The following is a 23,589-nucleotide window of genomic DNA, read 5'->3' on the forward strand; positions in this document are numbered from 1 at the left end:
GCTTCGCCTTCTTGCCGAACGACCCGCTGAGGAACGACCGCACATGGAATCTACGCGCATAGACACAGAGACCCTCCGCCGCCTCCCCAAGGCGGTGCTGCACGACCACCTCGACGGCGCCCTGCGCCCCGCGACCGTCGTGGAACTGGCGGAGGCCGTCGGCCACACCCTGCCCACCACCGACCCCGACGAGCTCGACCGCCTGGTACGTCGAGGCCGCGAACTCCGGTGACCTGGTCCGCTACATAGCCACCTTCGAGCACACCCTCGCCGTCATGCAGACCCGCGAGGGCCTGCTGCGCACCGCCGAGGAGTACGTCCTCGACCTGGCCGCCGACGGCGTCGTCTACGGCGAGGTGCGCTACGCCCCCGAGCTGAACACCAGGGGCGGGCTGACGATGGGCGAGGTCGTGGAGACCGTCCAGGAGGGCCTCGCCGCCGGCACGGCCAAGGCCGCCGCCGCCGGGACGCCCGTCCGGATCGGCACCCTGCTCTGCGGCATGCGGATGTTCGACCGCGTCCGCGAGGCCGCCGACCTGGCCGTCGCCTTCCGGGACGCCGGCGTCGTCGGCTTCGACATCGCCGGCGCCGAGGACGGCTTCCCGCCCGCCGACCACCTCGACGCCTTCGCGCACCTGCGCCGCGAGAACGTGCCCTTCACCATCCACGCCGGCGAGGCCCACGGCCTGCCCAGCATCCACCAGGCGCTCCAGGTGTGCGGCGCCCAGCGCATCGGGCACGGGGTGCGGATCACCGACGACATCGTGGACGGCAAGGTCGGCCGTCTCGCGTCCTGGATCCGCGACCGCCGCGTCGCCCTGGAGATGTGCCCGACCTCCAACCTCCAGACCGGCGCCGCCGCCTCGATCGCCGAGCACCCGATCACCGCGCTGAAGGACCTCGGCTTCCGGGTCACCCTCAACACCGACAACCGTCTGGTGTCGGGCACCACCATGACCCGCGAGATGTCCCTGCTGGTCGAGCAGGCCGGCTGGACGGCCGAGGACCTGCGCACGGTCACGGTGAACGCGGTGAAGAGCGCGTTCCTGCCGTTCGACGAGCGCAACGCGCTCATCCGGGACGTCGTACTGCCCGGCTACGACGCGGTGCTCTGAAGCAGCCCCCGCGCGTACGCGGCCTGCCCGACGTGCTGCAGGTCGTCGGACAGGACGCTGACCAGCCGTACGCCCAGGCCGACCGGCGGGTCCCAGCGTTCGTCCACGACGCGCTCCAGGTCCGCCGCGGTCAGCCCGCGCAGGACCTCGAGCGTCTGCTCGTGCACCGCGTCGTAGTAGCCGGTCAGCAGGTCACCGGAGCCGACCCGCACCTCGGCGACCTGCGCCGAGGTGTGGCCGTATCCCGTGTCGCGGCGGGGCAGGACCAGGCCGAAGCGCTTCTCCCAGTCCTGGGAGAACCACACCTGTTCGAGACCGAAGGCGTCCGCGACGTGGTCGTCCTGCACCCGGGTGAGGTGCCAGACCAGCCAGGCGACGGAGTTCGCGTCGGGGCCGGGCCGGGCGTTCAGCTCGTCGGGGCCGAGCCCTTCGACGGCGGCGTGGACTTCTTCCCGGATGCGGCCGTAGCCGTCGATGAGGATGTCCTTGGCATGCATGCCCCCACCCTCGCGCATCCGCGCGCCTCACGCGCCCCCGTCGTCCAACAGGGCCATCAGCGCCCGCGCGGCCGGGCTCGTCGCCCGTGGTGACGGGACCAGGGCGACCGTCTCGTACACCGCCTCACCCGTGTCCTTCAGCGGAAGCGCGGTGAGGGCGGCCCGCTTGTACCGGAAGTGCCGCGGCACGACGGCGACGCCCAGGTTCTCGTCGACCAGGTCGAGCAGGCTGTGCACGTCGTTCACCTCCAGCGCCACCGTGCGCCGTGCGCCGGCGGCGGCGAAGGCGGCGTCGGTGGCGCGGCGCGGGCCCCAGTCCGGATGGAAGTCGACGAAGACCTCGTCGGCCAGGTCGTGCGGGGTGAGCGGCGCCCCGCCCCGCGCGAGCCGGTGGTCCGGATGGCACAGCACGGTCATCGGCTCGCCGGTCAGCGGCACCGACCGCAGCTGCTCCGGATCCGCCTCCGTCCGGTAGGCGAAGGCCAGGTCCAGCCGTCCCGCCGCGACCTCCTCCGCCAGCGCGGCCGAGCCCCACTGGCGCAGCCGGATCTCCACGTCCGGGTGGAGCCGCCGGAACGCGGCGAGCAGCTCCGCCACGTTCACTCCGGCGATGCACTGTTCGGCGCCCAGCGCGAGGGTGCCGCGCAGCACGCCCTGCACCGCGGCCACCGCCTCGTGCGCGGCCCGCACCTGGGCGAGGATCCGCTCGGCCTCCGCCAGCAGCGCCCGGCCGGCCTCGGTGAGCGTCACCCTGCGGGTCGTGCGGACGAACAGCGGGGTCTGCAGCTCGCGCTCCAGGGCGCGGATGGACGCGGACAGGCCCGACTGGGAGACCATCAGCCGCTCCGCCGCGCGGGTGAAATGCCGGTCCTCGGCCACGGCGACGAAGTGCTGGAGGTGGCGCAGTTCCATGATTGAGAAGCGTATCCGCTGAATCCCATCGGATTCTTCTGTTGGACCACTGCCCGCAGGTCACGACAGAGTGGACGGGCGGTTCGACGGAACCGCCGAGACGTGTGCCAACCCCCTGGAGTCGTGTTGTACACCGCACACCCCGACCGTTACGCGGACATGCCCTACCGGCGCACCGGGCGCAGCGGCCTGAAGCTCCCCGCGCTCTCGCTCGGCCTGTGGCACAACTTCGGTCCCGACCGCGCGGCCGGGACCCAGCGCGCCATCCTGCGCCGCGCCTTCGACCTGGGCGTCACCCACTTCGACCTCGCCAACAACTACGGGCCCCCGCCGGGCGCGGCCGAGTCCGCCCTCGGCGAGGCGCTGCGGGCGGACTTCGCGCCGTACCGCGACGAACTGGTGATCTCCACCAAGGCCGGCTATCTGATGTGGCCCGGACCGTACGGCGAGTGGGGCTCGCGCAAGTACCTGCTGTCCTCGCTGGACCAGAGCCTGAGCCGGATGGGCCTGGATCACGTCGACATCTTCTACTCGCACCGCTTCGACCCGGAGACTCCGCTGGAGGAGACGATGGGCGCGCTGCACTCGGCGGTCCAGCAGGGCAAGGCGCTGTACGTCGGCGTGTCCAACTACTCGGCCGAGCAGACCCGCGAGGCCGCCCGCATCCTCGGTGAGCTGGGCACCCCGCTGCTGATCAACCAGCCGCGCTACTCGATGCTCGACCGCCGCCCGGAGGACGAGGGGCTGATGGACGCCCTGGACGAGCTCCAGGTCGGCTCCATCGCCTACTCCCCGCTGGAGCAGGGGCTGCTGACCGCCCGCTACCTCGACGGCATCCCCGAGGGCTCCCGGGCCGCGAGCGACAGCCCCTTCCTGAACACCGACGCCGTCACCGGGGAACTGGTGGCCCGGCTGCGCGCGCTCGACGAGATCGCCGGCTCGCGCGGCCAGACCCTGGCGCAGATGGCGCTGTCCTGGGTGCTGCGCGGGGGCCGCCTCACCTCCGCGCTGGTCGGCGCGAGCAGCCCGCAGCAGCTGGAGGACAGCGTCGCGGCCACTCGCAACCTCGACTTCACCGAGGACGAGCTGGCCCGCATCGACGCGGTCGTGAAGCAGTAGGGGCGCCGGTGCGGGCCGGGCGCGGTGAAGCCGCCCGGCCCGCCGGCCCACGCCCGCTCGGGCAGCCGGTCCGGGAACCCGTGCACGGCGCGGACGCGGTCCTCGGCACCGGGCGTGATCACGTCGGAGCCGGCCGCGGGGGCCGGGCCGTCCACCGGGTTCACCGGCTCCCGGGAGAAGCGCGCGGTGCCGTGGCGGCCGTCGAGGCTCCCCGCGAGCCGGAGGACGGAGCCGGGGAACCGCTCGCGCGTCGCGGCGCCCGCCTCGGCGCGTGCCTCGTCGGCGTCGGCGCTCCAGGCCCGGAGCAGCGGGCGACGACGGCGTCGTAGCGGCGGGCGGCCATGGTCATGGGCCATCTCCCCGGGGGCGTGTCCGCGGGCCGGACGGCGCAACCCGGTCGCGGTGACCGGCCCCCTCGCCCCGCCCCCCGGGACGTGGCCGGCCACCCCGAGGTCATGTGCGGTCCGTCGGCCGCACCCGTACCGTTTCGGCCAACGGCAGCGGTGAATATGCCAGGAGACTGGCCGGAAACACATGGTGACAGTGTTTCAGTGGTGAACATACTCGACAACGAGAGCGCTTCACACCGCGCGACGGCGCCCTCACGCACAGCATGCGAGCCACGAGGCGGGCAGCCGGCCCGGCCCGGCGGGCGAGCGACGCAGCGGGGGAGGGAACGTGCACGACGAATTCCTGTGCCATGTCACCGCGTACGGGGTCTGCGACGGCCGGCGCATCGGCGTACCGCTCGGCACCTACCGGGCGCCCACCCTCGCCCTCGCCCTGTGGTGGCTGCGCGACCGTGCCCTGTGGATCGCCCAGCGCCTCGACCCGCAGCCCGACGCCGAGCACTTACCGCCGGGGGCGCTCGTCCCCGTCGCCGAAGGCGTGCCCGACGTGCCCGCCGTCCTGCGCACCTGGTGCGGCGACGTCGCCCGGCAGGAGGAAGTGGCCGAGGCGCTCGCCGCCGGACGGATGGTACGCGTCGCCACCGGCGACGACACCACCGAGTACGAACTGCTGGCCGAGTCCGTGGACGCCCTGCGCATGCAGCGCGCCGCCCGCGTCCTCGGAGTCCCGGTCGCCTGATCCCACCGTCCCCGCCCGGCCGGACGTACGGGAGCACCTCCCCGGCCCCGACGGCCGCCGCCGACGGGGGCGCGCCGGAGTCACCGGGACGCCCCGGCGCCGGGGCGGCGGCGCGGCGCCCGTGCCAGCAGCGCTCCGGCGAAGCCGGTGACCAGGCCCCACAGCAGGGCCAGGCCCAGGGCGCCCCACAGCCGCGGCCTCAGCAGCACCCGGCCGGAGAAGCCCTCGCCCGGATCACCGATGCCGAGCACGGACAGGCCGAACCGCGCGGAGATCCGGACCGTGAGACAGATCATCAGCACGGTCAGCGCCAGCGCCACCGCCGTGCGTACGGCGTGCCGCCAGGCCCGGACCCGGGCGGGGGAGCGGGCCGCCGTCACGGACGCGGTGGCCACCAGCAGCACCGCGACCACCACCGGCAGCCACCACCACCTCCCGCCGTCGTGCTCGGTGAGCGTGCGCAGGTTCAGGGCGGAGACGTCCGGGGTGCGCAGCACCTCGTCGAGCACCCGCGGCATGGGCAGCCCGAAGGGCCCCTCCACCCTGCCGTCCCAGGTGGCGCCGAGCCCGACCGTCAGCGCCAGCCAGGCCACGTTGGGCAGCCCCAGCAGGATCACGGCGAACGTCTCGGCCGCATGCCCCCGGGTGGCGGCGACGACCAGCGCGACGACGAGGCCGATGGCGACGGCGGCCAGCAGCAGCCGCACCATCGCGCGCGCCGCGGGACGCACCGAGGTCTGGAAGCGCAGCAGCCCGGCCGGCAACGGGGCGCCCCGGGACACCGACAGCGCCACCGCCAGTACCCCCGCCAGCCAGAGCAGGCCGATGAGGACGGTCGGCGGCACGTCGGCGGAGAAACCCACCACCGGCCTGATCCCGAACAGGTCACCGAGGTCGCCGAGCGGGCCGTCCCCGAGGGAGAGCTCGTAGGTGTGCCGCGCGGCGAGCGCGAGACCGAGGACCGCGAGCAGCCACAGCGCGGCGATCCGCGCGGCCCACCCGGCCAGCTCGGGCGCCCCGGCGACCGCGCGGTGCCGAAGCGGGCGCAGGAAACCCAGGCCGACGACCAGTGCCCCGGTGAGGGTGACGGACAGCGGTATGACCGTCAGACCGCCCTCCGTGCCGGCCAGGTCGCCGGCGTCACCGGAGAGCTCCACCGTCCCGCCGACGGCCGTGACCACGGTCGCCGCGACCACCTGGGGGAAGGAACCGCCCGGCAGACCGGTGGCGCCGGCCGCCCACAGGCCCAGCGCGGCCACCGCGCCCATGGCGATCAGCGCGCCGAGCACCGTGGCGAGGGCCTGCGCCCAGCCGTGACGGGCGGCCGGACGGCCGGAAGGGGTACGCGCACTCACGTCTGCACGCTAAGCAGCCCCGCCCGCCCCCGCCCGCCGGGAGGTCCGTCCGCGCGGCGCGCCCTCCCGGCGGCGCCCGTCGTCCGTCCGGATCGCCGGGGCGTGCTCGCCGGAGCCCGGCAGGCGTCGGCCGGCGGCTCGCCGAGAGTCGTCAGGAACGCCTCGACGCGGGCGGTGACCGGATCGAAGGCCGCGTCGAGCACGGCGCCGGGAGCCGTGCGCCGGCTCCCGGCGATCCGGAACACGACGAGCCGGCCGTCGGCGCCGCCCCCGGCCGGTACGCCGGGCACCGTGCCCACCAGAGCACCGTCGCCGGTCAGCGCGTGCGCCCCGGGCAGCCGCCCGCGCAGGGCGTCACGGCGCGCCACCGACCGGGGCGGGTCGCACGGCGCCCCCTCGTCGCGGACCCTCACCGCGTGACGGCCCGGGCAGGTCCTGCGGCGGCGTCCCCGGCATCAGGGTCCGGCCGGTGCGGGGCGAGCCCGCGATCCGCTCGGCCGCCGGGTCGGGGACCGTGCCCTCGACGTGCGCCACGGCGTCGCCGCCCGGCGTCACCACGGGCGGTGTCGTCAGGCTCCGCACCGCCGTCGGTCCGTTCACGGCGCCCCCCGCGCCGCACCCCGGCGGAACCCGGCCTCCCGCCCCGCGGGAGGCCGCGTGGATCAGGTGGACTGTACCGCGGGAGTCGGGGTACCAGGACCGGTGCAGATTCGTCCGGCCGACCCGGCTACGCGGAAAGAAACAAGCATGACCTCTCACCTGGACGGGGCAGTGATACCGACTGGTTTCGACGTGCCCGTGGAACCGCTGCGGCGGTCGGCACACTTCACCGGCGAGCCGGGATGCATCGCCGAGGCGCGGAGGTTCGCCGCGCACTTCCTCCAGCAGCTCAGGACCGAGTGGTGCGCCACGGTCGACGAGCGCGCCGACGGCGCGGTGCTGCTGGTGGTGAGCGAACTGGTCACCAACGCGGACCGGCACAGCGAGGGACCGTACATCCTGGAGCTGGAGGGCACGGACAGCTCGCTCACGGTGGCGGTCTACGACAGCAGTGCCAGCCTGCCCCGGGTCTTCCCGCGCAACCCCGAGCGCGTCGGCCGGCACGGTCTGGAGATCGTCCGCGCGCTGGCGCGGGACGTCCGGGTGGAACGTGTGCCGGTCGGCAAGCGCGTGCGCGCGGTGCTGGACCTCGGCGCCGCCTGACCGGCCACGGCGTCCCGCCCGGTCAGGCGCAGCCGAGCTCGCCGAGCATGCCCTCGCGCAGTCGGCCGATGATCCGCTTGATCAGGCGGGACACGTGCATCTGGGAGCAGCCGAGACGCTCGCCGATCTCCGCCTGGGTGGCCTCCTCCACGAACCGCATGTGGATGATCTCCCGGTCGCGTTCGCTGAGCTCGGCCATGAGCGGAGCGAGCGAGTGGAAGTCCTCGACGAGGCGCAGCCCCTCCTCCTCGATGCCGATGAAGTCGGCCAGGACGGCCTCGCCGCTCTCCGGGCCGTCACCGGTGAGGGCGGCGTCCAGCGACGACGAGTTGTACCCGTTCGCGGCGATCTGCCCCTCGACGACCTGCTGCTCGGTGATGTTCATCAGCGTGGCGAGTTCGGCGACCGTGGGCTCCCGGTCCAGCCGGCTGGCGAGCTCCTCGCGGGCCTTCGCCAGCTCGACCCGCAGTTCCTGGAGCCGGCGCGGCACGTGCACGGCCCACGTGGTGTCTCGGAAGAAACGCTTGATCTCACCGACGATGTACGGCAGCGCGAAGGAGGTGAACTCGACCTCGCGGGACAGCTCGAACCGGTCGATGGCCTTGATCAGGCCGATCATGCCGGTCTGCACGATGTCGTCCATGTCGTCGCCGCGGCCGCGGAACCGTCCGGCCGCGAACCGGACGAGGGACATGTTCATCTCGATGAGGGTGTTGCGCGCGTACTGGTACTCGTGCGTGCCCTCCTCCAGCTCCGCCAGGCGGCGGAAGAACTGGCGGGACAGCTCCCTGGCGTCGCGCGGTGCGACGGCGCGCGGATCCGCCACTCCCCGCAGACCTCCGTCACCCGTCCCGGCCCCGGTGTGCTGCTCCGCTCCCTGCGCCTGCGACCGGATCACGGCGGTCCTCATTGCCTCTCCCCACGAACATCACGGCTGACATATGCCTGAGCCCTGCGGGTACCCAGGTCGTGCGGGCCCATGCCCACCTGTTCGAGGGGCTCGAAACCACGGTGGGCACCGGTCGTCACTCGTACGTCCGATGGTACGGGGGCGCGGCCCGCGCGGCAGCCCGGGCCGTACCCGGAAGCGCCTTCACTCAGGGCGGAATTCCGGTGCCTTCCTTTCGGGGCCGGAATTCCTAGGCTGAGGAGGTGACCAGCCAAGAGGTGACCGGCCAGGCGCCGGACCGTGCCCGCGTCATCCCCCTGCGCCCCGGCCCGCCGCGGCCGGAGCCGGACCCCGTGCCCAGGGAGCCGCTGCTGCGCGACCTGGTCGGGGACGTGCTGCGCAGCGAGCGGCTCGCCCAGGAACGGACGCTGAAGGACGTCGCCGACGCGGCCCGGATCTCCATGCCCTACCTCTCGGAGGTGGAGCGGGGCCGCAAGGAGGCCTCCTCGGAGGTCCTCGCGGCCGCCGCCCGGGCGCTCGGTCTCGGCCTCGGCGACCTGCTGGCCCGGGCCCACGGAGAGCTGGTCCGCGTCACCGGCCGACGGACCGCCGCCACGCCCCGGGGCGTCTCCGGCTCCGCGCACGGCGGGCTCTGCCTGGCCGCGTGACCGGCGCCCGGCGCCCCACACCCCCGCCGCCCGGCGCCGGGCCGGCACCTCGTCCACCGGGCCGTACGCCACGGCCTCCTCGGCGGTGAACACCTTGTCGCGGGCCATGTCCGCCCGCAGGGCCGCCACGTCGTGGTGCGTGTGCCGGGCCGGCGACGATGCGCTGCGCGAGCAACCGGGCGGCGAGGCGGTCGTCGAACCGGGTCGGGGCCGCGCCGATGAGTTTTGGGGCCGGGCCGGGTCAACCCTCACGACCGTGTTCCACGCCCCGGAGGTATCCATGAGCACCGACGGATTCACCACCTGTCTCTGGTACGACGGCCAGGCCGAGGAGGCCGCGAACTTCTACGTCTCGGTCTTCAAGGACTCGAGCCTCGGCGACATCGTCCGCAACACCCCGGCCACGCCCGGCGCCGAGGGCTCCGTGCTCACCGTCGAGTTCACGGCCAACGGCCAGAAGTTCGTCGCGCTGAACGGCGGACCCGAGTTCACGTTCAACGAGGCGATCTCCTTCCAGCTCGACTGCGCGGACCAGGCGGAGATCGACCACTACTGGGAGAAGCTCGTCGAGGGCGGCGGCGAGCACGGCCCCTGCGGCTGGCTCAAGGACCGGTTCGGCGTCTCCTGGCAGGTCAACGCGGTGCGGCTGACCGAGATGATCGGCGACCCGGACCGGCGGAAGGCGGACCGCGCCCTGAAGGCCATGATGACGATGGGCAAGCTCGACATCGCCGCCCTGGAGAAGGCGTACGCGGGCGAGTGAGACCCCGGCCGACGGCGGGGCCGCCACGGGTCCCGCCGTCGGATCCGTGCACGCGCCGGGCAGGGCGGCGGCGCGTACCGCGGACGCGGTCCACGGCGTGCGCGTACGGCGGTTCCCGCCGGTGACCGCCGGCGCGGAGCGAGCGGGCCCGGGCCGCCCGTTCGGACATGGCATGATCGAGCGCATGCGTGAACGAGTTGTGGCCGCGTGCGACGGGGCTTCGAAGGGAAACCCGGGACCCGCCGGCTGGGCCTGGGTGGTCGCCGACGACGCCGAGAGGCCGGTCCGCTGGGAGGCGGGCGCGCTCGGCAGGGCCACCAACAACGTCGCCGAACTCACCGCGCTGGAGCGGCTGCTTGCGGCGACCGACCCCGCCGTGCCGCTCGAGGTCCGGATGGACTCGCAGTACGCCATGAAGGCCGTCACCACCTGGCTCCCCGGCTGGAAGCGCAACGGCTGGCGCACCGCGGCCGGCAAGCCGGTCGCCAACCAGGAACTCGTCGTCCGCATCGACGCGCTCCTCCAGGACCGCTCGGTCGAGTTCCGCTACGTCCCCGCCCACCAGGTCGACGGCGACCGGCTCAACGACTTCGCCGACCGCGCGGCCAGCCGGGCGGCCGCCGACCAGGAGGACGCCGGCAGCGAGCTGGGCTCGCCCGAGCCGCCGCCCGTCCCGGACCGCCCGGCGGGCGGCGCGGCCGGCAAGCGCGGGTCCGGCGGGGCGAAGACGCCCCGGCAGCGCGGCGGCTCGTCGTCCCGCACGATCAAGGCCAAGTTCCCCGGCCGCTGCCCGTGCGGGCGGCCCTACGCGGCCGGTGAGCCGATCGCCAAGAACGACAAGGGCTGGGGCCACCCCGAGTGCCGGACGGCGGCCCGGAGCGTCTGAGCGGGAGCGTGACGAGGACGGTGCCGCCTGCCGGCCGGGCGGCACGGATGACAGACTGACCCCATGGAAGAGCGCACATTCGACAGGTCGGGACAGCACGCCTCCGTGATCGGTCTCGGCACATGGCAACTCGGGGCGGACTGGGGCGACGTCGACGACAAGGAAGCCCTCGCGGTGCTGGAGGCCGCCGCCGAGTCGGGCGTCACCTTCTTCGACACCGCCGACGTGTACGGCGACGGACGCAGCGAGCAGACCATCGCGTCGTTCCTCAGCGGGCGGCCCGATCTGCACGTACTGGTCGCCACCAAGATGGGCCGCCGGGTCGACCAGATCCCCGAGAACTACGTTCTGGACAACTTCCGCGCCTGGAACGACCGTTCGCGGCGCAACCTGGGCGTCGACCGCATCGACCTGGTGCAGCTGCACTGCCCGCCGACCCCCGTCTACTCCACCGACGAGGTGTTCGACGCCCTCGACACGCTGGTGGCGGAGGAGCGGATCGCCGCCTACGGCGTCAGCGTGGAGACCTGCGCGGAGGCGCTCACCGCGATCGCCCGGCCGAACGTGGCGAGCGTGCAGATCATCCTCAACCCGTTCCGGATGAAGCCGCTGCGCGAGGTGCTCCCGGCGGCCCGCGAGGCGGGCGTCGGCATCATCGCCCGGGTCCCGCTCGCCTCCGGACTGCTGTCCGGCAAGTACACCCGGGACACCGTCTTCGCCGAGAACGACCACCGTGCCTTCAACCGGCACGGCGAGGCCTTCGACCAGGGCGAGACCTTCTCCGGCGTCGACTACGCGACCGGTGTCGAGGCCGCCGCCGAGTTCGCCGCGCTCGCCCCCGAGGGGTACACCCCGGCCCAGCTGGCCCTGCGCTGGATCGCCGGGCAGCCCGGCGTCACCACCGTCATCCCCGGCGCCCGCTCGCCCGAGCAGGCGCGCGCCAACGCGGCCGCCGCCCGGCTCCCGGAGCTGTCCGGGGAGACGCTCACGGCGATCCGGGACCTCTACGACCGGCGGATCAAGGACCAGGTCGAAGCCCGCTGGTAGCGGCGGCGGACGTCACGGCTCCAGGAGCAGCTGCCGTTCCTGCTCCTGGTCGCCGGCGACGGTGCCCTCCTCGCGTGCCGTGAAGGAACGGGTGAGGGTGTCGCCCGCCCGGCGCACCGCCTCCGGGGCGCCCTGCACGGTGACGGTCACCGGCGCCGACAGCGGCCCCGCGTCCGCGGCCCCGGTCGCCGCACTTTGTCCCCCACCGGTGAACGTCGCCACGCGGACCGTCGCGTGCTCCTCGGAGGGGAGCTGGTCCGCCGCCCCGAACGCGCCCTCCAGGACCCGGACGACCGCCCGGGCGTCGTCGACGTCCCCGCCGCTGAGCGTCACGGTGAGCTGGGTGTCCGACATACGTCCCACGACCTCCTGGCCTCGGTGTCATCAGCCGTCCGTGTAACCGGGGCCCGCGCCCCCAAACCGGTGATCGGCCCGGGGAGGACGGCGGCTTTCGGGGCATCCGGAGAAGGAGGCCTACGGAAGGAGGCACCGTGTCGGACGCGGAGCGGGGCACGGACAGGCGCCGGGGACGGAACGAGACGGAGGACGAGAGAGCGGACCGGATGTGGACGGAGCTCATCCAGGAGGTCCGTGTCGCCCAGATGGGGGTGCAGATCCTGTTCGGCTTCCTGCTGACCGTCGTGTTCACCCCGACCTACCCCGAGCTGTCCGACACCGACCAGATGATCTACCTCATCACGGTGGTGCTGGGCGCCTGCGCCACCGGCGCCCTCATCGGGCCGGTCTCCCTGCACCGGCTCGTCTCGGGGCGGCGCATCAAGGCGCACGCGGTGCGGTGGGCCTCCCGGCTCACCCTGCTCGGCCTCCTGCTGCTGCTGGCCACCACCAGCTGCTCCCTGCTGCTCATCCTGCGCGTGGCCACCCACGACGACTTCGTCCCGTACCTGGTGGCCGGAGTGGTGGGCTGGTACCTGCTGTGCTGGTTCGGCCTGCCGATGTGGGCCCGGCACCGCCACACCGCGCGCTGATCAGTTCCCGGTGAGGAGGTCCGCGAGGAAGTCGTCCACACGGACCTCCTCGCACCCCGGCGGGACCATCAGCCGGGTCTCGTGCAGGAACTCGCCGACCGTCTCGGCCCAGGCGAACACCACCGCGTGGTGCCGGCCGCCGTCGGCGTGGGCCTCGCCGAGGAACTCCATCCGCAGCTCCCGCTCCACACCCCGGGACTCCGGCCGCAGCCGCACGTCGCCGATGCCCACCGGGCGGGTGAGGCCCTCGGCGACCATCTCACGGTCCAGCTGCCAGCGGGCGAGGACCCGGCCGTCGTGGCTGAAGACGACGGTGACGGCGAACGGGTCGGACGGCTCGTAACTCAGGTGGGCGAGTACGGGAAAACGGTCCGCGGCGCCCGCCTGGAGCTCCACCACCAGGGTCTTGTGCACGAACGAGTTCACGAGAGGGCCTCCGGGAAGTACTGACGTAGAGCCCTCTAGTACCCCGCATCCGCGCAAGATGCTCAGCTCCGCGGGTGAACGACCGGCCGCGGGGCCGCCGGGGCGTCAGCCGAACGCGTCCCGCAGCGCCGGCAGCAGCGTCTTCTCCGACCAGTCCAGGTACGCCGGCTGGGACTCCCCGCCGATCTGCACCAGGGCGATCTCGGTGAAACCCGCCTCGGCGTAGGGGCGGACGGCCTCGACGAAGTCCGCCGGGTCGCTCCCGCACGGAATCGACGCGGCGACGTCCTCGGGCCGGACGAACTGCGTCGCCGACGCGAAGGAGTCCGGGTGCGGCAGCTCGGAGTTGACCTTCCAGCCGTTGCCGAACCAGCGGAACTGGTCGTGGGCGCGTTCGACGGCCGCGTCCCGGTCGGGGTCGTAGCACACCGGCAGCTGCCCCACCCGGGGTTTGCCCTGTCCGCCGTGCCGGTCGAACTCCTCCAGCAGGTCCGCCTTCGGCTCGGTGGCGATCACCAGGTCGGCGAGCCGGCCCGCGAGGGCGCAGGACCGCTTCCCGGAGACCGCGACGCCGATCGGCGGCGGCTGGTCCGGCAGGTCCCACAGCTTGGCCGACTCGACGTCGAAGTGGGTGCCCCGGTGGTTGACGTGACCGCCCTCGAACAGGGCACGGATGATCTCCAGCGCCTCCTCGAGCATCTCGTGCCGCACGTCCACGGACGGCCAGCCGTCGCCCACCACGTGCTCGTTGAGGTTCTCGCCGGAGCCGAGCCCCAGCCGGAACCGGCCCTCGGACAGCAGCTGCACCGTCGCGGCCTTCTGCGCCACCACCGCCGGGTGGTAGCGGAACGTCGGACACGTCACGTACGTCATCAGCGGGATGCGCGAGGTGGCCTGCGCGGCGGCGCCCAGCACGCTCCAGGCGTACGGCGCGTGCCCCTGCGACGCCAGCCAGGGGAAGTAGTGGTCCGAGGTCACCGAGAAGTCGAAGCCGGCCGCCTCGGCCCGCACCACGTGGTCGACCAGCTCACGGGGGCCGGCCTGCTCGGTCATCATCGTGTATCCGATTCGCACCATGCCGGCCGGGTCCCCCGGCCCGGGGCGGGGGAAACGGTGGATCACCCATTGGCGCGCCGGGCAGGATGCCTGTCATGACAGCCCACCCGCTCCCCACCGCCGACCCCGCCGCCCAGGGCGTCGACGCGTCCGGCGTCCACGCCTTCCTCGACGCCCTCGAAGCCGCCCCGGACATCGAGCCGCACAGCCTGATGATCCTGCGCCACGGACACCTCGTGGCCGCCGGCTGGTGGGCGCCGTACACCGCGCGGCGCCCGCACCTGCTGTACTCGCTCAGCAAGAGCTTCACCGCGACCGCCGCCGCCCTCGCCGAGGCCGAGGGGCTGCTCGACTTCGACGCCCCGGTGCTGTCGTACTTCCCGGAGTTCGAGGCAGACATCACCCACCCGCGCAGCCGGGCGATGCTGGTCCGGCACGTGGCGTCCATGGCCAGCGGCCACGAGGACGAGACCGTCGACGCGGCGTTCGCCGCCGACCCCGCCGAACCCGTGCGCGGATTCCTGCTCCAGCCGCCGCAGCACGACCCGGGCACCGTCTTCGCCTACAACCAGCCGTGCACCTACACCCTCGGCGCGATCGTGCAGCGGGTCACCGGACAAACGCTCACCGAGTACCTGCGGCCCCGGCTGTTCGACCCGCTGGGCATCGACGAGGCGCTGTGGCAGCGGGACCGCACCGGCCGCGAGATCGGCTTCAGCGGACTGCACGCCGCCACCGACGCCGTGGCCCGGCTCGGCCAGCTGTACCTGGACGACGGCCTCCGGCGGGGCGAACGGCTGCTGCCCGAGGGATGGGTCGCCCGCGCCTCGCACCCGCACATACCGACCGCCGGAACCGCGCTGGTGGGGGACCGGCAGGACTCGAACCGCGGCTACGGGTACCAGTTCTGGATCTCCCGGCACGGATTCCGGGGCGACGGGGCCTACGGGCAGTTCTGCCTCGTCCTGCCCGGGCACGACGCGGTGGTCGCCGTGACGACGGCGACCGAGCGGACGCAGGAGTACCTCGACCTGGTCTGGCGGCACCTCCTGCCCGCCTTCCACCCGGAGCCGCTGACCGGCCGTCAGGCCGCGGACGGCGCCCTGCGCGAGCGACTCGAACGGCTCTCCCTGCCCCCGGCCGGGGGCGGGCCCGTACCGCCGGGGCGGGCCGGGGACTGGTCCGGCGCCGTCCTCACCCCGGAGGGCGGGGGCTGCGCCGACCAGCCGAAGCTGACCGCGGCCGAGGTCACGGCGGACGCCGACGGCGGCTGGACCCTGGGCCTCACCGAGGACGGGGAGCGGTTCGACGCGCGGTTCTCCGGCGGGCGGGGCTGGACCACCGCCGAGCAGCCCGTCCCGACCGCCGCGAGCGGAGGCTGGACCGACGGCGAGACCCTCGCCGTGGACCTGGTGTTCCTGGAGACGCCGCACCGCCTGCGGGTCACCTGCTCCCTCACCGACCGGACCTTCACCGCCCGCTGGCTCACCCGCCCGCTGCACCCGTGGCCCCTGCGCAAGCTGCGCGCCCCGCGCGGTCCAGTCCGCGGCGGGCCGGAACGTCCGTAGGAAGGTCCGCGGTGCCTCCCGGCTCGCGGGTTCCTCCCAGCCGGCGGCCGGGGTCGTCCAGCGCGGCGAGAAGCCCGCCCGCCGCCCAGGAGGAAGCCCCGGCCGAAGGTGCGCACCCGCGTGCCGCCCACCGTGGCGTACCACTCCACGTCGGCGGCCTCGCGCCCCTGGTGCGTCGTCGCGCGGATCTTGCCGACCCGCTCGTAGCCGTCGCCGGACCGCTCCAGGAGGGGCTCCACGTCGTCGCGCCACACGGCCGCCGCGTCCGGCCCCGCACGCGTGCCGCAGGTGACGGCGAGCGTGCGCGGGTCCCCGTCGGCGCCGAAGGTGACACGGTAGCCCCGGCCGGCGCCGCGCGAGGTGTCCAGCCGCTCCCAGCCCTCGGGCAGCGCGACGGAGAAGCCCTCCGGGGCGTGGTGGGTCCGGTGGCCGGGCGGGAGACCGCCCGCGCCGTCCGACGGGGACGACGGGCCGGGGGCGGGATCCGTTCAACGGGAGGCTCAGCGAAGCTCGAAGTGCTCCGTCCAGGCGATCATGTCGCCGGTGGTGGCGTTGCCGCCGCACACCACGAGACCGAGTCTGGCCCCCTCGCCGACCCGCTCCAGCACCCGCCGCGCGGCCGGCAGCAGACAGCCGGCGGCCGGCTCGGCCCACACCTTGGCGTGGTCCGCGAGCTCCAGCGAGCCCCGTACCGCCTCCCGGTCCGGCACCACCAGCACCTCGGTGACCAGCTCCGACACATGCTCGTACGTCAGTTGGGACACGGCCGGGGCGCTGAGCGTGGAGACGATCGACGTCAGCCGCACCGGCACCGGGCCGCCCGCCGCCAGCGCCTCGGACATCGCCTGCGCGCCCTCGGTCTCCACGCCCCAGACCCGTACCCCGGGCCGCCGCGCCCGCAGCGCCGCCGCGACCCCGGCGATCAGCCCGCCGCCCCCGATGCTCACCAGGACGTCCGTGAGGTCCTCGGCGTCCTCGGCGAACTCCAGGCCCACCGTGCCCTGCCCGGCGATCACCACCGGGTCGTCGAACGGGTGGACCAGGGTCAGCCCCTCCTGCTGGAGCCGCGTCATGAGCGCGAACGCGCCGTCCATGTCGTCGGTCACCCGCACCGAGGCGCCCGCGGACTCCGCGATCTCCACGGCCCGCACGGGCGCCGAACGCGGCATCACCACCGTGGCCTTCACATCGAGGGCGGCGGCCGTCACCGCGAGGGCGATCCCGTGGTTGCCGCCGCTCACCGCCACGACCCCGGCGGCCCGCTCGGCCTCGCTCAGCGACAGCAGCTTCGCCGCCGCGCCCCGCACCTTGAACGAACCGGTGCGCTGCAACAGCTCCAGCTTCGTGGTGACCGGGGCCCCGAGCAGTGCCGACAGCCCGGGGCTCGGCACGGTCGGGGTCCGCACCACGTGTCCGGCGATCCGCCCGGCCGCGGTCTCGATGTCGGCGATCCCGATCACGACTGCCACCTTTCCGGCCCGGGGGGTGATCCGCGCCGTGATCCACCCTGACCCGCGCGGCGGCCGGGGTCAACAACGCTCAGTGCTGCTGTGCCTTCTGCGGGGTCGCCTCACTGGGCCGGACGACGACGTACCCCTCACCCTGCAGCATCAGCTGCACGGCCTCGCCGGACCCGCCGCGCAGCATCGAGCCCAGCGACTGCGAACGGTGCAGCGAGGTGGCCAGGCCGGCGGTCCAGCCGACGATCGCGTCCGTGTCCACGTACACCGGGTACTGCGGCGACACCGGGATCACCAGCGGATTCCCCTCGCACACCAGCCCCAGCCGGCCGTGTCCGGTGAAGACGCTGTTGAACAGGCCGCCCCCGGTGATCCCGGCGCCCTTCACGGTCGCGATCCGGTACGACAGCGAGGAGTCGAAGCACAGGACGTTGCGGCCGTTGACGGTGAACTCGTCGCCGGGATCGACCTCGACGATGAAACAGTTCTGCGCCTCGTGCGCGAACCAGGCCTCGCCCTGTCCGCGGACCGTCATCAGCGGCAGACCCTCGCCGGTCACCGCCCGCTTGAGCATGCCGCCGACGCCCTGGCCCCTGCGCTCGAACTGGAGGTTTCCGCGGTAGGCGATCATCGCGCCCTGCCGGGCGAGCATCTCGCCGTCGACCGTGTAGCGGACGCACTTGGCGTTCTCGACGGACATGCCCGCGGCCGTGGCCGGCCGCACCATGTGCTGACTGGAAAACAGATCACCCTTCATGGAGGCATCTTCGCCCGGACCCTCTCCCTCCGCCAAGATCGTGCACGGGCGGGACCGGCACCGTCCCTCGTGGGTCCGAGCACGCCGGACCGCTCGGGTACGGGTGAGCTCCCCGTGCGGCGCGACCGTGTGCGGTGGGGAAGGCGGCGTAGGGAAGACTGGACCACGCGAATTCGGATACGACACCGGGAGGGAACCGCATGACGCGCCCGATCACGGCAGGGATCGACGGAACCGGGGAGAGCCTCGCCGCGCTGGCCTGGGCGGCGCGGGAGGCGGTCCGCCGGGGACTGCCGCTCAGGGTGGTGCACGCCTGGCGGTTCGAGGCGCACGACGCGGTGGACACGGGCGACCGGGCGGCACAGGAGCAGTGGGTCCGCGCGTCGGTGGACGAGGCGGTCCGCGCCGTCGGCGAACACCACCCCGGCCTCACCGTGACGACGGACGTCCTGGAGGGCGACGCCGTGCGGACGCTGACCGGCGCCGCCGCGGACGCGGAGATGCTGGTGCTCGGCTCGCGCGGCCACGGGCGGATCGTGGGCTTCCTGGTCGGTTCGGTCGGCCAGCAGGTGATCGTCGACGCCGAGCGTCCTGTGGTGTTCGTACGGGCCGGGGACCAGGCGTCGAACGAGGTCGCCGGGCACGAGATCGTGGTCGGCCAGCAGGGCGATCCGGAGGACAGCGCCGCCGCGCTCGGTCTCGCCTTCGAGACCGCGGACCGGCGCGGGGCCACGGTGCGCGCCGTACGGGCCTGGACCCTGCCGCCGGTGTTCGCCTACAGCCCCGCCTCGCTCCGGCTCCTCGACGAGGCCGGCGGTCTGGAGCCCTACGAGCGCAAGGCGCTGGCGGCGGCCCTCGCGCCGTGGCGGGAGCGCTACCCCGACGTGCACGTGGTCGAGCACGTCGAGATGGGCAGCGCCGGACAGGTGCTGCTGTCGGTGGCGGGCACCGCCCAGCTGATGGTGGTCGGCCGCCGTGCCCGTCGCACGGCCGTGGGCGCCCGGATCGGCTCGGTGGCGCACGGCGTCCTGCACCACGCGGACTGCCCGGTGGCGGTGGTGCCGCCGGCCTGACGCGGCGAGACCGCCCGGGTCAGTCGGCCGTCGGCTGGAGCGTCTCCCGCGCCTTCGGCAGGATGTTCCTGATGTAGTCCTCGACGGCCGTGTCGAGACCGATGTCGTGCTGCGCCCGCTCGGACAGGTACCAGCGGTGCTCCAGGAGTTCGTGGTAGATCTCCGCGGCGTCCATCTGTCCGCGCAGCTCCGGCGGCACGGACCGCACCGTGGGCCGGAAGACCTCGCGCACCCAGCGGTGGGCGAGGACCTCAGGGCGGGCGCCGAGGGGGTCGCCCGGGGCGTAGTCGTCCTGGGTGGCCATCCAGCTCTCCAGGTCGTTCAGCAACCGCCTGGCCTGGTTCTCCTCGGCGTCCAGGCCGGTCAGGCGCAGCAGCTGCCGCTGGTGGTGGCCGGCGTCGACGACCTTGGGCACGAAGGTGACCGTGTCGCCGTTGGAGGCGTGTTCGATCTGCATCTCGGCCACGTCGAAACCGAGGTCGTTCAGCCGGCGGATGCGGCGCTCGATGTAGTGGTGCTTTCCCGCCGGGTAGACGGAGGTGCGGGTCAGCTCCTGCCACAGGCCCTGGTAGCGGGAGCAGATCTCGGTGCCGAACTCGATCGGGTCGACGGAGGGGTGCAGCGCCCCGGACGCCTCCAGGTCGAGCAGTTCGCCGCTGATGTTGACCCGCGCGAGATCGAGGTCGTACTCGCGCTGGCCGGTGCTCAGTTCCGGGTGCAGGTCCCCGGTCTCGGCGTCCACCAGGTAGGCGGCGTAGGCGCCCGCGTCGCGCCGGAACAGGGTGTTGGACAGCGAGCAGTCGCCCCACGCGAACCCGGCCAGGTGCAGCCGCACCAGGAGCACGGCGAGCGCGTCCATCAGCCGGTGCATGGTCGCCGGGCGCAGCGTCGTCTCGAACATCGACCGGTACGGCATCGAGCCGCCGAGGTGACGGGTGATCAGGACGCTCTCCAGCGGCTCCCCGGCGGGGTCGGTGCGGCCGGTGACCACGGCGAGCGGGTCCACCGCCGGAATGCCGATCCGGTCCAGGTCGCGCAGCAGTTCGTACTCGCGCAGCGCGGGCCGCCGGGCGAGCTCCTTCACCGCGATCACCTCGTCGCCGGCGCGCGCGTAGCGCACCACGTGCCGGGAGATGCCGCGCGGCAGCGGCACCAGGTACTCCTCCGGCCACTCCTCCAGCGGCAGGTGCCACGGCAGTTCCAACAGGAGCGCGGGGTGCTCCGGGTTGGTGGCGTTGATCTGCAGTGCCATGGCGGGGATGTCCTCGTCTCGTGGGCGGTCGTCACCTCACCCTATTGCGCGCGTTCCCGGGCCAGCCGGGCGGCGTCCCGTACGGACCCCTCGTGCAGCGGGCCGTGCCCGGGCAGCAGCAGGCCGCCGTCCAGCCCGGCCAGGACGTCCAGCGAGGCCACGGCGGTGGCCCGCTCGTGGTGGAACATGTCCGTCAGCATCTGCGGTCCCTCGGTCCGCGAGGTGGGATGGCCGCTCACCAGGGCGTCGCCCGACACCACCACCCCGGTGTGCGGGAGGTGGAAGGCGCAGTGCCCGGCGGTGTGGCCGGGCGTGTGCACGGGCACGGGCCGGCCCGGCAGGTCGAGCGGACCGGGACCGGACTCCGGGAACGGCTCGGGCGCGGTGACCGCCACGTCCGCCGTCCCGCCGGAGCGCAGGGCGTGCGCCGCCCAGGGCAGCACGCCCGGCCGCCAGCCGTTGCGCAGCACCTGTCCGACGGTCACCTGGTGCAGGAAGTCCCGGCGGGCGTGCGGGACTTCGTCCTTGTGGGTGTAGACGGGGGTGCCGTACGCGGCGCTCAGGTACTCGGCGGATCCCAGGTGATCGCTGTGGGCGTGCGTGAGCAGCACGGCCGTCACCGCCTCCGGCGAACCCCCCACCTCGGCCAGGGAGGCGAGCAGCCCCTCACGGTCGCCGGGGTAGCCGGTGTCGATCAGGGTGAGGGCGTCCCCCTCGGTCAGGATCACCCAGTTGGTGTTCGTGCCGTGCACCAGATAGGTGCCCTCCGCGACGTGCCGGACGGTTGCTCGCATGGTCGCTCCGCGCTCCAGTCGTTCGGGCCGTTCCTGCCGGACGGGAGAAGGAAAGCAGATCACGGCGCGGACGCGGGCGGGGGGCCCGGCCGCGACGGCGTGTCCGTGACGGACGCGCCCGGACGCCTCCCGGACAGGGCGACCGGCCCGCCCGGTCCGCCGCGTCGGCCGGACCGTCCCCCCGCCCCGTGTCCGCGTCCGTCGGCCCTCCCCGTCCGGGTGCGGCCCAGTGCGGGGGAGCGGGGCGGGGAGGACCGGCTCCCGGCGTGCCGGACCCGGCAGGACCGTGGTGCGGACTCCGCCGCTCCCGGGCCTTCCGATACAGCGGTGCATCGGATACGTTCCCGTATCGGACGAAGGGGCGGCCATGACGGTGGAGGGCACGGCGGGACGCGTCACCAGGCGCCGGCTGCGCACGCGCGCGAACCTGCTCGAAGCCGCGTTCTCCGTCTTCGCCGCCAAGGGCTTCGGGCACGTCTCGATCGAGGAGGTCTGCGAGGCCGCCGGCTACACCAGGGGCGCGTTCTACTCCAACTTCGCCGGTCTGGACGAACTGTTCTTCGCCCTGTACACGCAGCGCGCCGAACTGATCGCCGAGCAGGTCGCCGGGGCCCTCGCCCAGGACGGACCCGACCTCGACGTGCCCGCCGCCGTGGACCGCGTCACCGAGGTCCTGCTCCTCGACCGCGACTGGCTGCTGGTGAAGACCGACTTCCTGGTGCACGCCGCCCGCGACCCGGAGGTGGCGCGCGCCCTGCTGGAGCACCGGGCGCGGTTGCGGCGGGCCGTCGCGGACCGGCTCGCCCGGGCCCGCGGCCGCACCGGACTGCCCGCCGTGCTCGGCGACGCCGAGGGCGCCGCGCACGCCGTGATCGCCGCCTACGACGGCGTCACCACCCGACTGCTGCTGGACCGGGACGTCGCGGGCGCCCGGACCTGGCTGAAACAACTGCTGACCGCGCTGCTCACCGGATGACAGGAAGGGACGGTCGCCATGGACGCCGACGTCATCGTCGTCGGAGCCGGACTCGCGGGCCTCGTCGCGGCCCACGAGCTGACCAGCAGGGGCCGCAGGGTCGCCCTGGTCGACCAGGAGAACGCCGCCAACCTCGGCGGCCAGGCCTTCTGGTCCTTCGGCGGGCTGTTCCTCGTCGGCTCGCCGGAGCAGCGGCGCCTGGGCATCAAGGACACCTTCGACCTCGCCTGGAACGACTGGCGGGGCAGCGCGGGCTTCGACCGGCTCGACGACGAGGACAGCTGGGCGGTGCGCTGGGCGAGGGCCTACGTCGAGTGGGCGGCGGGGGAGAAGCGGTCCTGGCTGGACGGCCACGGCATCACCTTCCTGCCCACGGTCGGCTGGGCCGAGCGCGGCGACCTCCGCGCGGACGGTCACGGCAACACCGTGCCCCGCTTCCACATCGCCTGGGGCACCGGGACCGGCGTCGTCGCCCCCTTCGCCCGGTACGCCCGGCAGGCCGCGGCCGGCGGACTGCTCACCTTCCACCACCGCCACCGGGTCGACGAACTCGTCGTCGGCAACGGCACCGCGAGCGGGGTGCGCGGCACCGTGCTGGCCGGGGACGACGCGCCGCGCGGGGTCGCCTCCAGCCGCGAGGCCATCGGCGAGTTCGAACTCACCGCCCAGGCCGTGATCGTCACCAGCGGCGGCATCGGCGCCGAGCACGACATGGTCCGCCGCCACTGGCCCGGGCGGCTGGGCACCCCGCCCCGCGAGATGGTCACCGGAGTGCCGGCCTACGTCGATGGGCGGATGCTCGACATCAGCGCCCGCGCGGGCGTGCGCCTGGTCAACCAAGACCGCATGTGGCACTACACCGAGGGACTGCGGAACTGGGACCCGGTCTGGCCCGGACACGGCATCCGCATCCTGCCAGGACCGTCCTCGATGTGGTTCGACGCCCTCGGCCGCCGCCTGCCCGAGCCCTGCCTGCCCGGCTACGACACCCTCGGCACGCTGCGGCACCTGCGCACCACCGAGGACCTCGCCGGACACGACCACTCCTGGTTCGTCCTCACCCGGCGGATCATCGAGAAGGAGTTCGCGCTGTCGGGCTCCGAGCAGAACCCCGACATCACCGCCAAGGACCGGGCCGGCTTCCTGCGCACCCGCCTGCTCGGCAAGGGCGCCCCCGGGCCGGTGGACGCGTTCCTGCGCAAGGGCGCCGACTTCGTGACCGCCCCGACCGTCGAACAGCTCGTCGAGAAGATGAACGCCCTCACCGACGAACCCCTGCTCGACGCGGCCCTCGTACGCCGCCAGATCGAGGCCCGCGACCTGCAGATGGACAACGCGTACAGCAAGGACGCCCAGGTGCAGGGCATCCGCAACGCCCGCCGCTACATCGGCGACCGCCTCGGCCGCGTCGCCACCCCGCACCGCATCCTCGACCCCGCGGCCGGCCCGCTGATCGGCGTCAAGCTGCACATCCTCACCCGCAAGACCCTCGGCGGCATCCAGACCGACCTGGACTCCCGCGCGCTGGGAGCCGACGGCCGGCCGATCGAAGGGCTGTACGCGGCCGGCGAGGTGGCGGGCTTCGGAGGCGGCGGTCTCCACGGCTACAACGCCCTGGAGGGCACCTTCCTCGGCGGCTGCCTGTTCTCCGGACGGGCGGCCGGACGGGCGGCGGCCGAACGGACGGCGTAGGGC

Annotated in this window: 24 protein-coding genes and 3 pseudogenes; 13 read left to right on the forward strand and 14 right to left on the reverse strand. The window is 73.8% G+C overall.

Annotated elements, in window-relative coordinates:
* The first annotated feature begins 43 nt into the window (after nucleotides 1–43).
* Nucleotides 44–1,115: pseudogene (locus ACZ8ZB_RS30870) on the forward strand (adenosine deaminase).
* On the opposite strand, the gene ACZ8ZB_RS30875 reads toward ACZ8ZB_RS30870, so the two are convergent.
* Nucleotides 1,097–1,612: a mycothiol transferase gene (locus tag ACZ8ZB_RS30875; protein ID WP_470740888.1), complete on the reverse strand. Its 516-nt coding sequence runs from the start codon at nucleotides 1,610–1,612 to the stop codon at nucleotides 1,097–1,099. The pseudogene ACZ8ZB_RS30870 and the gene ACZ8ZB_RS30875 sit on opposite strands and share 19 nt — an antisense overlap.
* Nucleotides 1,613–1,639: 27 nt before the next feature.
* A complete protein-coding gene (locus ACZ8ZB_RS30880) occupies nucleotides 1,640–2,524 on the reverse strand; it encodes a LysR family transcriptional regulator (RefSeq protein WP_470740889.1) in 885 nt (294 codons plus the stop codon).
* Nucleotides 2,525–2,650: 126 nt separating this feature from the next.
* On the opposite strand from ACZ8ZB_RS30880, the gene mgrA reads away from it, so the two are divergent.
* Together mgrA and ACZ8ZB_RS30890 are read left to right on the forward strand one after the other, a co-directional pair.
* Nucleotides 2,651–3,643, forward strand: a complete 993-nt coding sequence (mgrA, locus tag ACZ8ZB_RS30885) for an L-glyceraldehyde 3-phosphate reductase (RefSeq protein WP_470741621.1) — start codon at nucleotides 2,651–2,653, stop codon at nucleotides 3,641–3,643.
* 678 nt (nucleotides 3,644–4,321) lie between these two features.
* A complete protein-coding gene (locus tag ACZ8ZB_RS30890; RefSeq protein ID WP_470740890.1) occupies nucleotides 4,322–4,732 on the forward strand; it encodes a hypothetical protein in 411 nt (136 codons plus the stop codon).
* A gap of 80 nt (nucleotides 4,733–4,812) precedes the next feature.
* Here the strand turns inward: ACZ8ZB_RS30890 and ACZ8ZB_RS30895 are convergent, their stop codons facing one another.
* Together ACZ8ZB_RS30895 and ACZ8ZB_RS30900 are read right to left on the reverse strand one after the other, a co-directional pair.
* Nucleotides 4,813–6,087, reverse strand: a complete 1,275-nt coding sequence (locus ACZ8ZB_RS30895) for a streptophobe family protein (protein WP_470740891.1) — start codon at nucleotides 6,085–6,087, stop codon at nucleotides 4,813–4,815.
* On the reverse strand, nucleotides 6,084–6,500 hold the full coding sequence (locus tag ACZ8ZB_RS30900) for a hypothetical protein (protein ID WP_470740892.1): 417 nt from the start codon (nucleotides 6,498–6,500) through the stop codon (nucleotides 6,084–6,086). The genes ACZ8ZB_RS30895 and ACZ8ZB_RS30900 overlap by 4 nt, the downstream gene beginning before the upstream one ends.
* A 334-nt stretch (nucleotides 6,501–6,834) precedes the next feature.
* Here ACZ8ZB_RS30900 and ACZ8ZB_RS30905 point away from each other — a divergent pair, with 334 nt between their 5' ends.
* Complete coding sequence (locus ACZ8ZB_RS30905) at nucleotides 6,835–7,290, forward strand: ATP-binding protein (RefSeq protein ID WP_470740893.1); 456 nt, start codon at nucleotides 6,835–6,837, stop codon at nucleotides 7,288–7,290.
* A 22-nt stretch (nucleotides 7,291–7,312) separates the two neighbouring features.
* Here the strand turns inward: ACZ8ZB_RS30905 and ACZ8ZB_RS30910 are convergent, their stop codons facing one another.
* Entirely contained in the window at nucleotides 7,313–8,200 is an 888-nt protein-coding gene (locus tag ACZ8ZB_RS30910; RefSeq protein ID WP_470740894.1) for an RNA polymerase sigma factor SigF, read from the reverse strand.
* A 257-nt stretch (nucleotides 8,201–8,457) separates the two neighbouring features.
* On the opposite strand from ACZ8ZB_RS30910, the gene ACZ8ZB_RS30915 reads away from it, so the two are divergent.
* Entirely contained in the window at nucleotides 8,458–8,847 is a 390-nt protein-coding gene (locus tag ACZ8ZB_RS30915; RefSeq protein WP_470741622.1) for a helix-turn-helix domain-containing protein, read from the forward strand.
* A 33-nt stretch (nucleotides 8,848–8,880) separates the two neighbouring features.
* Here ACZ8ZB_RS30915 and ACZ8ZB_RS30920 read toward each other — a convergent pair.
* A pseudogene (locus ACZ8ZB_RS30920) lies at nucleotides 8,881–8,997 on the reverse strand (ATP-dependent Clp protease proteolytic subunit); the annotation flags it as partial.
* A 130-nt stretch (nucleotides 8,998–9,127) separates the two neighbouring features.
* Here ACZ8ZB_RS30920 and ACZ8ZB_RS30925 point away from each other — a divergent pair.
* The 3 genes from ACZ8ZB_RS30925 to ACZ8ZB_RS30935 all read left to right on the forward strand — a co-directional run bounded on the left by ACZ8ZB_RS30925 (nucleotide 9,128) and on the right by ACZ8ZB_RS30935 (nucleotide 11,543).
* Nucleotides 9,128–9,610: a VOC family protein gene (locus ACZ8ZB_RS30925; RefSeq protein WP_470740895.1), complete on the forward strand. Its 483-nt coding sequence runs from the start codon at nucleotides 9,128–9,130 to the stop codon at nucleotides 9,608–9,610.
* A 184-nt stretch (nucleotides 9,611–9,794) separates the two neighbouring features.
* Nucleotides 9,795–10,496: a ribonuclease H family protein gene (locus ACZ8ZB_RS30930; RefSeq protein WP_470740896.1), complete on the forward strand. Its 702-nt coding sequence runs from the start codon at nucleotides 9,795–9,797 to the stop codon at nucleotides 10,494–10,496.
* Between the two features lie 63 nt (nucleotides 10,497–10,559).
* Nucleotides 10,560–11,543: an aldo/keto reductase gene (locus tag ACZ8ZB_RS30935; protein ID WP_470740897.1), complete on the forward strand. Its 984-nt coding sequence runs from the start codon at nucleotides 10,560–10,562 to the stop codon at nucleotides 11,541–11,543.
* Nucleotides 11,544–11,555: 12 nt separating this feature from the next.
* On the opposite strand, the gene ACZ8ZB_RS30940 is transcribed toward ACZ8ZB_RS30935, so the two are convergent.
* On the reverse strand, nucleotides 11,556–11,897 hold the full coding sequence (locus ACZ8ZB_RS30940) for a hypothetical protein (protein WP_470740898.1): 342 nt from the start codon (nucleotides 11,895–11,897) through the stop codon (nucleotides 11,556–11,558).
* Nucleotides 11,898–12,034: 137 nt separating this feature from the next.
* On the opposite strand from ACZ8ZB_RS30940, the gene ACZ8ZB_RS30945 reads away from it, so the two are divergent.
* A complete protein-coding gene (locus ACZ8ZB_RS30945; protein ID WP_470740899.1) occupies nucleotides 12,035–12,532 on the forward strand; it encodes a DUF6328 family protein in 498 nt (165 codons plus the stop codon).
* Here the strand turns inward: ACZ8ZB_RS30945 and ACZ8ZB_RS30950 are convergent, their stop codons facing one another.
* Both ACZ8ZB_RS30950 and ACZ8ZB_RS30955 read right to left on the reverse strand, forming a co-directional pair.
* Nucleotides 12,533–12,958: an SsgA family sporulation/cell division regulator gene (locus ACZ8ZB_RS30950; protein ID WP_470740900.1), complete on the reverse strand. Its 426-nt coding sequence runs from the start codon at nucleotides 12,956–12,958 to the stop codon at nucleotides 12,533–12,535.
* 105 nt (nucleotides 12,959–13,063) lie between these two features.
* On the reverse strand, nucleotides 13,064–14,035 hold the full coding sequence (locus ACZ8ZB_RS30955) for an LLM class F420-dependent oxidoreductase (protein ID WP_470740901.1): 972 nt from the start codon (nucleotides 14,033–14,035) through the stop codon (nucleotides 13,064–13,066).
* A 74-nt stretch (nucleotides 14,036–14,109) separates the two neighbouring features.
* Here ACZ8ZB_RS30955 and ACZ8ZB_RS30960 point away from each other — a divergent pair, with 74 nt between their 5' ends.
* Nucleotides 14,110–15,582 (forward strand): serine hydrolase domain-containing protein, encoded by a 1,473-nt coding sequence (locus tag ACZ8ZB_RS30960; protein WP_470740902.1) that lies wholly within the window; start codon nucleotides 14,110–14,112, stop codon nucleotides 15,580–15,582.
* Here the strand turns inward: ACZ8ZB_RS30960 and ACZ8ZB_RS30965 are convergent.
* The 3 genes and pseudogenes from ACZ8ZB_RS30965 to ACZ8ZB_RS30975 form a co-directional block, all read right to left on the reverse strand.
* Nucleotides 15,556–16,064, reverse strand: a pseudogene (locus ACZ8ZB_RS30965) (serine/threonine protein kinase); the annotation flags it as partial. The gene ACZ8ZB_RS30960 and the pseudogene ACZ8ZB_RS30965 sit on opposite strands and share 27 nt — an antisense overlap.
* A gap of 18 nt (nucleotides 16,065–16,082) precedes the next feature.
* Nucleotides 16,083–17,042, reverse strand: coding sequence for a threonine/serine dehydratase (locus ACZ8ZB_RS30970; protein ID WP_470740903.1), 960 nt, complete (start codon nucleotides 17,040–17,042; stop codon nucleotides 16,083–16,085).
* 79 nt (nucleotides 17,043–17,121) lie between these two features.
* Nucleotides 17,122–17,799 carry an AIM24 family protein gene (locus ACZ8ZB_RS30975; protein WP_470740904.1) on the reverse strand — a complete coding sequence of 226 codons (678 nt, stop codon included), beginning with the start codon at nucleotides 17,797–17,799 and terminating at the stop codon, nucleotides 17,122–17,124.
* Nucleotides 17,800–17,999: 200 nt separating this feature from the next.
* On the opposite strand from ACZ8ZB_RS30975, the gene ACZ8ZB_RS30980 reads away from it, so the two are divergent.
* Complete coding sequence (locus ACZ8ZB_RS30980) at nucleotides 18,000–18,872, forward strand: universal stress protein (RefSeq protein ID WP_470740905.1); 873 nt, start codon at nucleotides 18,000–18,002, stop codon at nucleotides 18,870–18,872.
* A 19-nt stretch (nucleotides 18,873–18,891) separates the two neighbouring features.
* Here ACZ8ZB_RS30980 and ACZ8ZB_RS30985 read toward each other — a convergent pair whose 3' ends face one another.
* Both ACZ8ZB_RS30985 and ACZ8ZB_RS30990 read right to left on the reverse strand, forming a co-directional pair.
* Nucleotides 18,892–20,124, reverse strand: coding sequence for a DUF4032 domain-containing protein (locus tag ACZ8ZB_RS30985; RefSeq protein WP_470740906.1), 1,233 nt, complete (start codon nucleotides 20,122–20,124; stop codon nucleotides 18,892–18,894).
* Nucleotides 20,125–20,165: 41 nt separating this feature from the next.
* Nucleotides 20,166–20,918: an MBL fold metallo-hydrolase gene (locus ACZ8ZB_RS30990; protein WP_470740907.1), complete on the reverse strand. Its 753-nt coding sequence runs from the start codon at nucleotides 20,916–20,918 to the stop codon at nucleotides 20,166–20,168.
* Between the two features lie 367 nt (nucleotides 20,919–21,285).
* Here ACZ8ZB_RS30990 and ACZ8ZB_RS30995 point away from each other — a divergent pair, with 367 nt between their 5' ends.
* Nucleotides 21,286–21,894 carry a TetR/AcrR family transcriptional regulator gene (locus tag ACZ8ZB_RS30995; protein WP_470740908.1) on the forward strand — a complete coding sequence of 203 codons (609 nt, stop codon included), beginning with the start codon at nucleotides 21,286–21,288 and terminating at the stop codon, nucleotides 21,892–21,894.
* 18 nt (nucleotides 21,895–21,912) lie between these two features.
* Complete coding sequence (locus tag ACZ8ZB_RS31000) at nucleotides 21,913–23,586, forward strand: FAD-binding dehydrogenase (protein WP_470740909.1); 1,674 nt, start codon at nucleotides 21,913–21,915, stop codon at nucleotides 23,584–23,586.
* The last annotated feature ends 3 nt before the right edge of the window (nucleotides 23,587–23,589 follow it).

It is taken from the genome of Streptomyces sp. 12E, from assembly GCF_055633275.1.

Excerpts from the sequence above, each read along its gene's own strand:
- ACZ8ZB_RS30990 (WP_470740907.1), bottom strand. The coding sequence starts at position 20,918 with ATGCGAGCAACCGTCCGGCACGTCGCGGAGGGCACCTATCTGGTGCAC.
- ACZ8ZB_RS30880 (WP_470740889.1), bottom strand. The coding sequence starts at position 2,524 with ATGGAACTGCGCCACCTCCAGCACTTCGTCGCCGTGGCCGAGGACCGG.
- ACZ8ZB_RS30955 (WP_470740901.1), bottom strand. The coding sequence starts at position 14,035 with ATGGTGCGAATCGGATACACGATGATGACCGAGCAGGCCGGCCCCCGT.
- ACZ8ZB_RS30905 (WP_470740893.1), top strand. The coding sequence starts at position 6,835 with ATGACCTCTCACCTGGACGGGGCAGTGATACCGACTGGTTTCGACGTG.
- ACZ8ZB_RS31000 (WP_470740909.1), top strand. The coding sequence starts at position 21,913 with ATGGACGCCGACGTCATCGTCGTCGGAGCCGGACTCGCGGGCCTCGTC.
- ACZ8ZB_RS30975 (WP_470740904.1), bottom strand. The coding sequence starts at position 17,799 with ATGAAGGGTGATCTGTTTTCCAGTCAGCACATGGTGCGGCCGGCCACG.
- ACZ8ZB_RS30985 (WP_470740906.1), bottom strand. The coding sequence starts at position 20,124 with ATGGCACTGCAGATCAACGCCACCAACCCGGAGCACCCCGCGCTCCTG.
- ACZ8ZB_RS30980 (WP_470740905.1), top strand. The coding sequence starts at position 18,000 with ATGACGCGCCCGATCACGGCAGGGATCGACGGAACCGGGGAGAGCCTC.
- ACZ8ZB_RS30995 (WP_470740908.1), top strand. The coding sequence starts at position 21,286 with ATGACGGTGGAGGGCACGGCGGGACGCGTCACCAGGCGCCGGCTGCGC.
- ACZ8ZB_RS30910 (WP_470740894.1), bottom strand. The coding sequence starts at position 8,200 with ATGAGGACCGCCGTGATCCGGTCGCAGGCGCAGGGAGCGGAGCAGCAC.
- ACZ8ZB_RS30940 (WP_470740898.1), bottom strand. The coding sequence starts at position 11,897 with ATGTCGGACACCCAGCTCACCGTGACGCTCAGCGGCGGGGACGTCGAC.
- ACZ8ZB_RS30935 (WP_470740897.1), top strand. The coding sequence starts at position 10,560 with ATGGAAGAGCGCACATTCGACAGGTCGGGACAGCACGCCTCCGTGATC.
- ACZ8ZB_RS30875 (WP_470740888.1), bottom strand. The coding sequence starts at position 1,612 with ATGCATGCCAAGGACATCCTCATCGACGGCTACGGCCGCATCCGGGAA.
- ACZ8ZB_RS30925 (WP_470740895.1), top strand. The coding sequence starts at position 9,128 with ATGAGCACCGACGGATTCACCACCTGTCTCTGGTACGACGGCCAGGCC.
- ACZ8ZB_RS30960 (WP_470740902.1), top strand. The coding sequence starts at position 14,110 with ATGACAGCCCACCCGCTCCCCACCGCCGACCCCGCCGCCCAGGGCGTC.
- ACZ8ZB_RS30930 (WP_470740896.1), top strand. The coding sequence starts at position 9,795 with ATGCGTGAACGAGTTGTGGCCGCGTGCGACGGGGCTTCGAAGGGAAAC.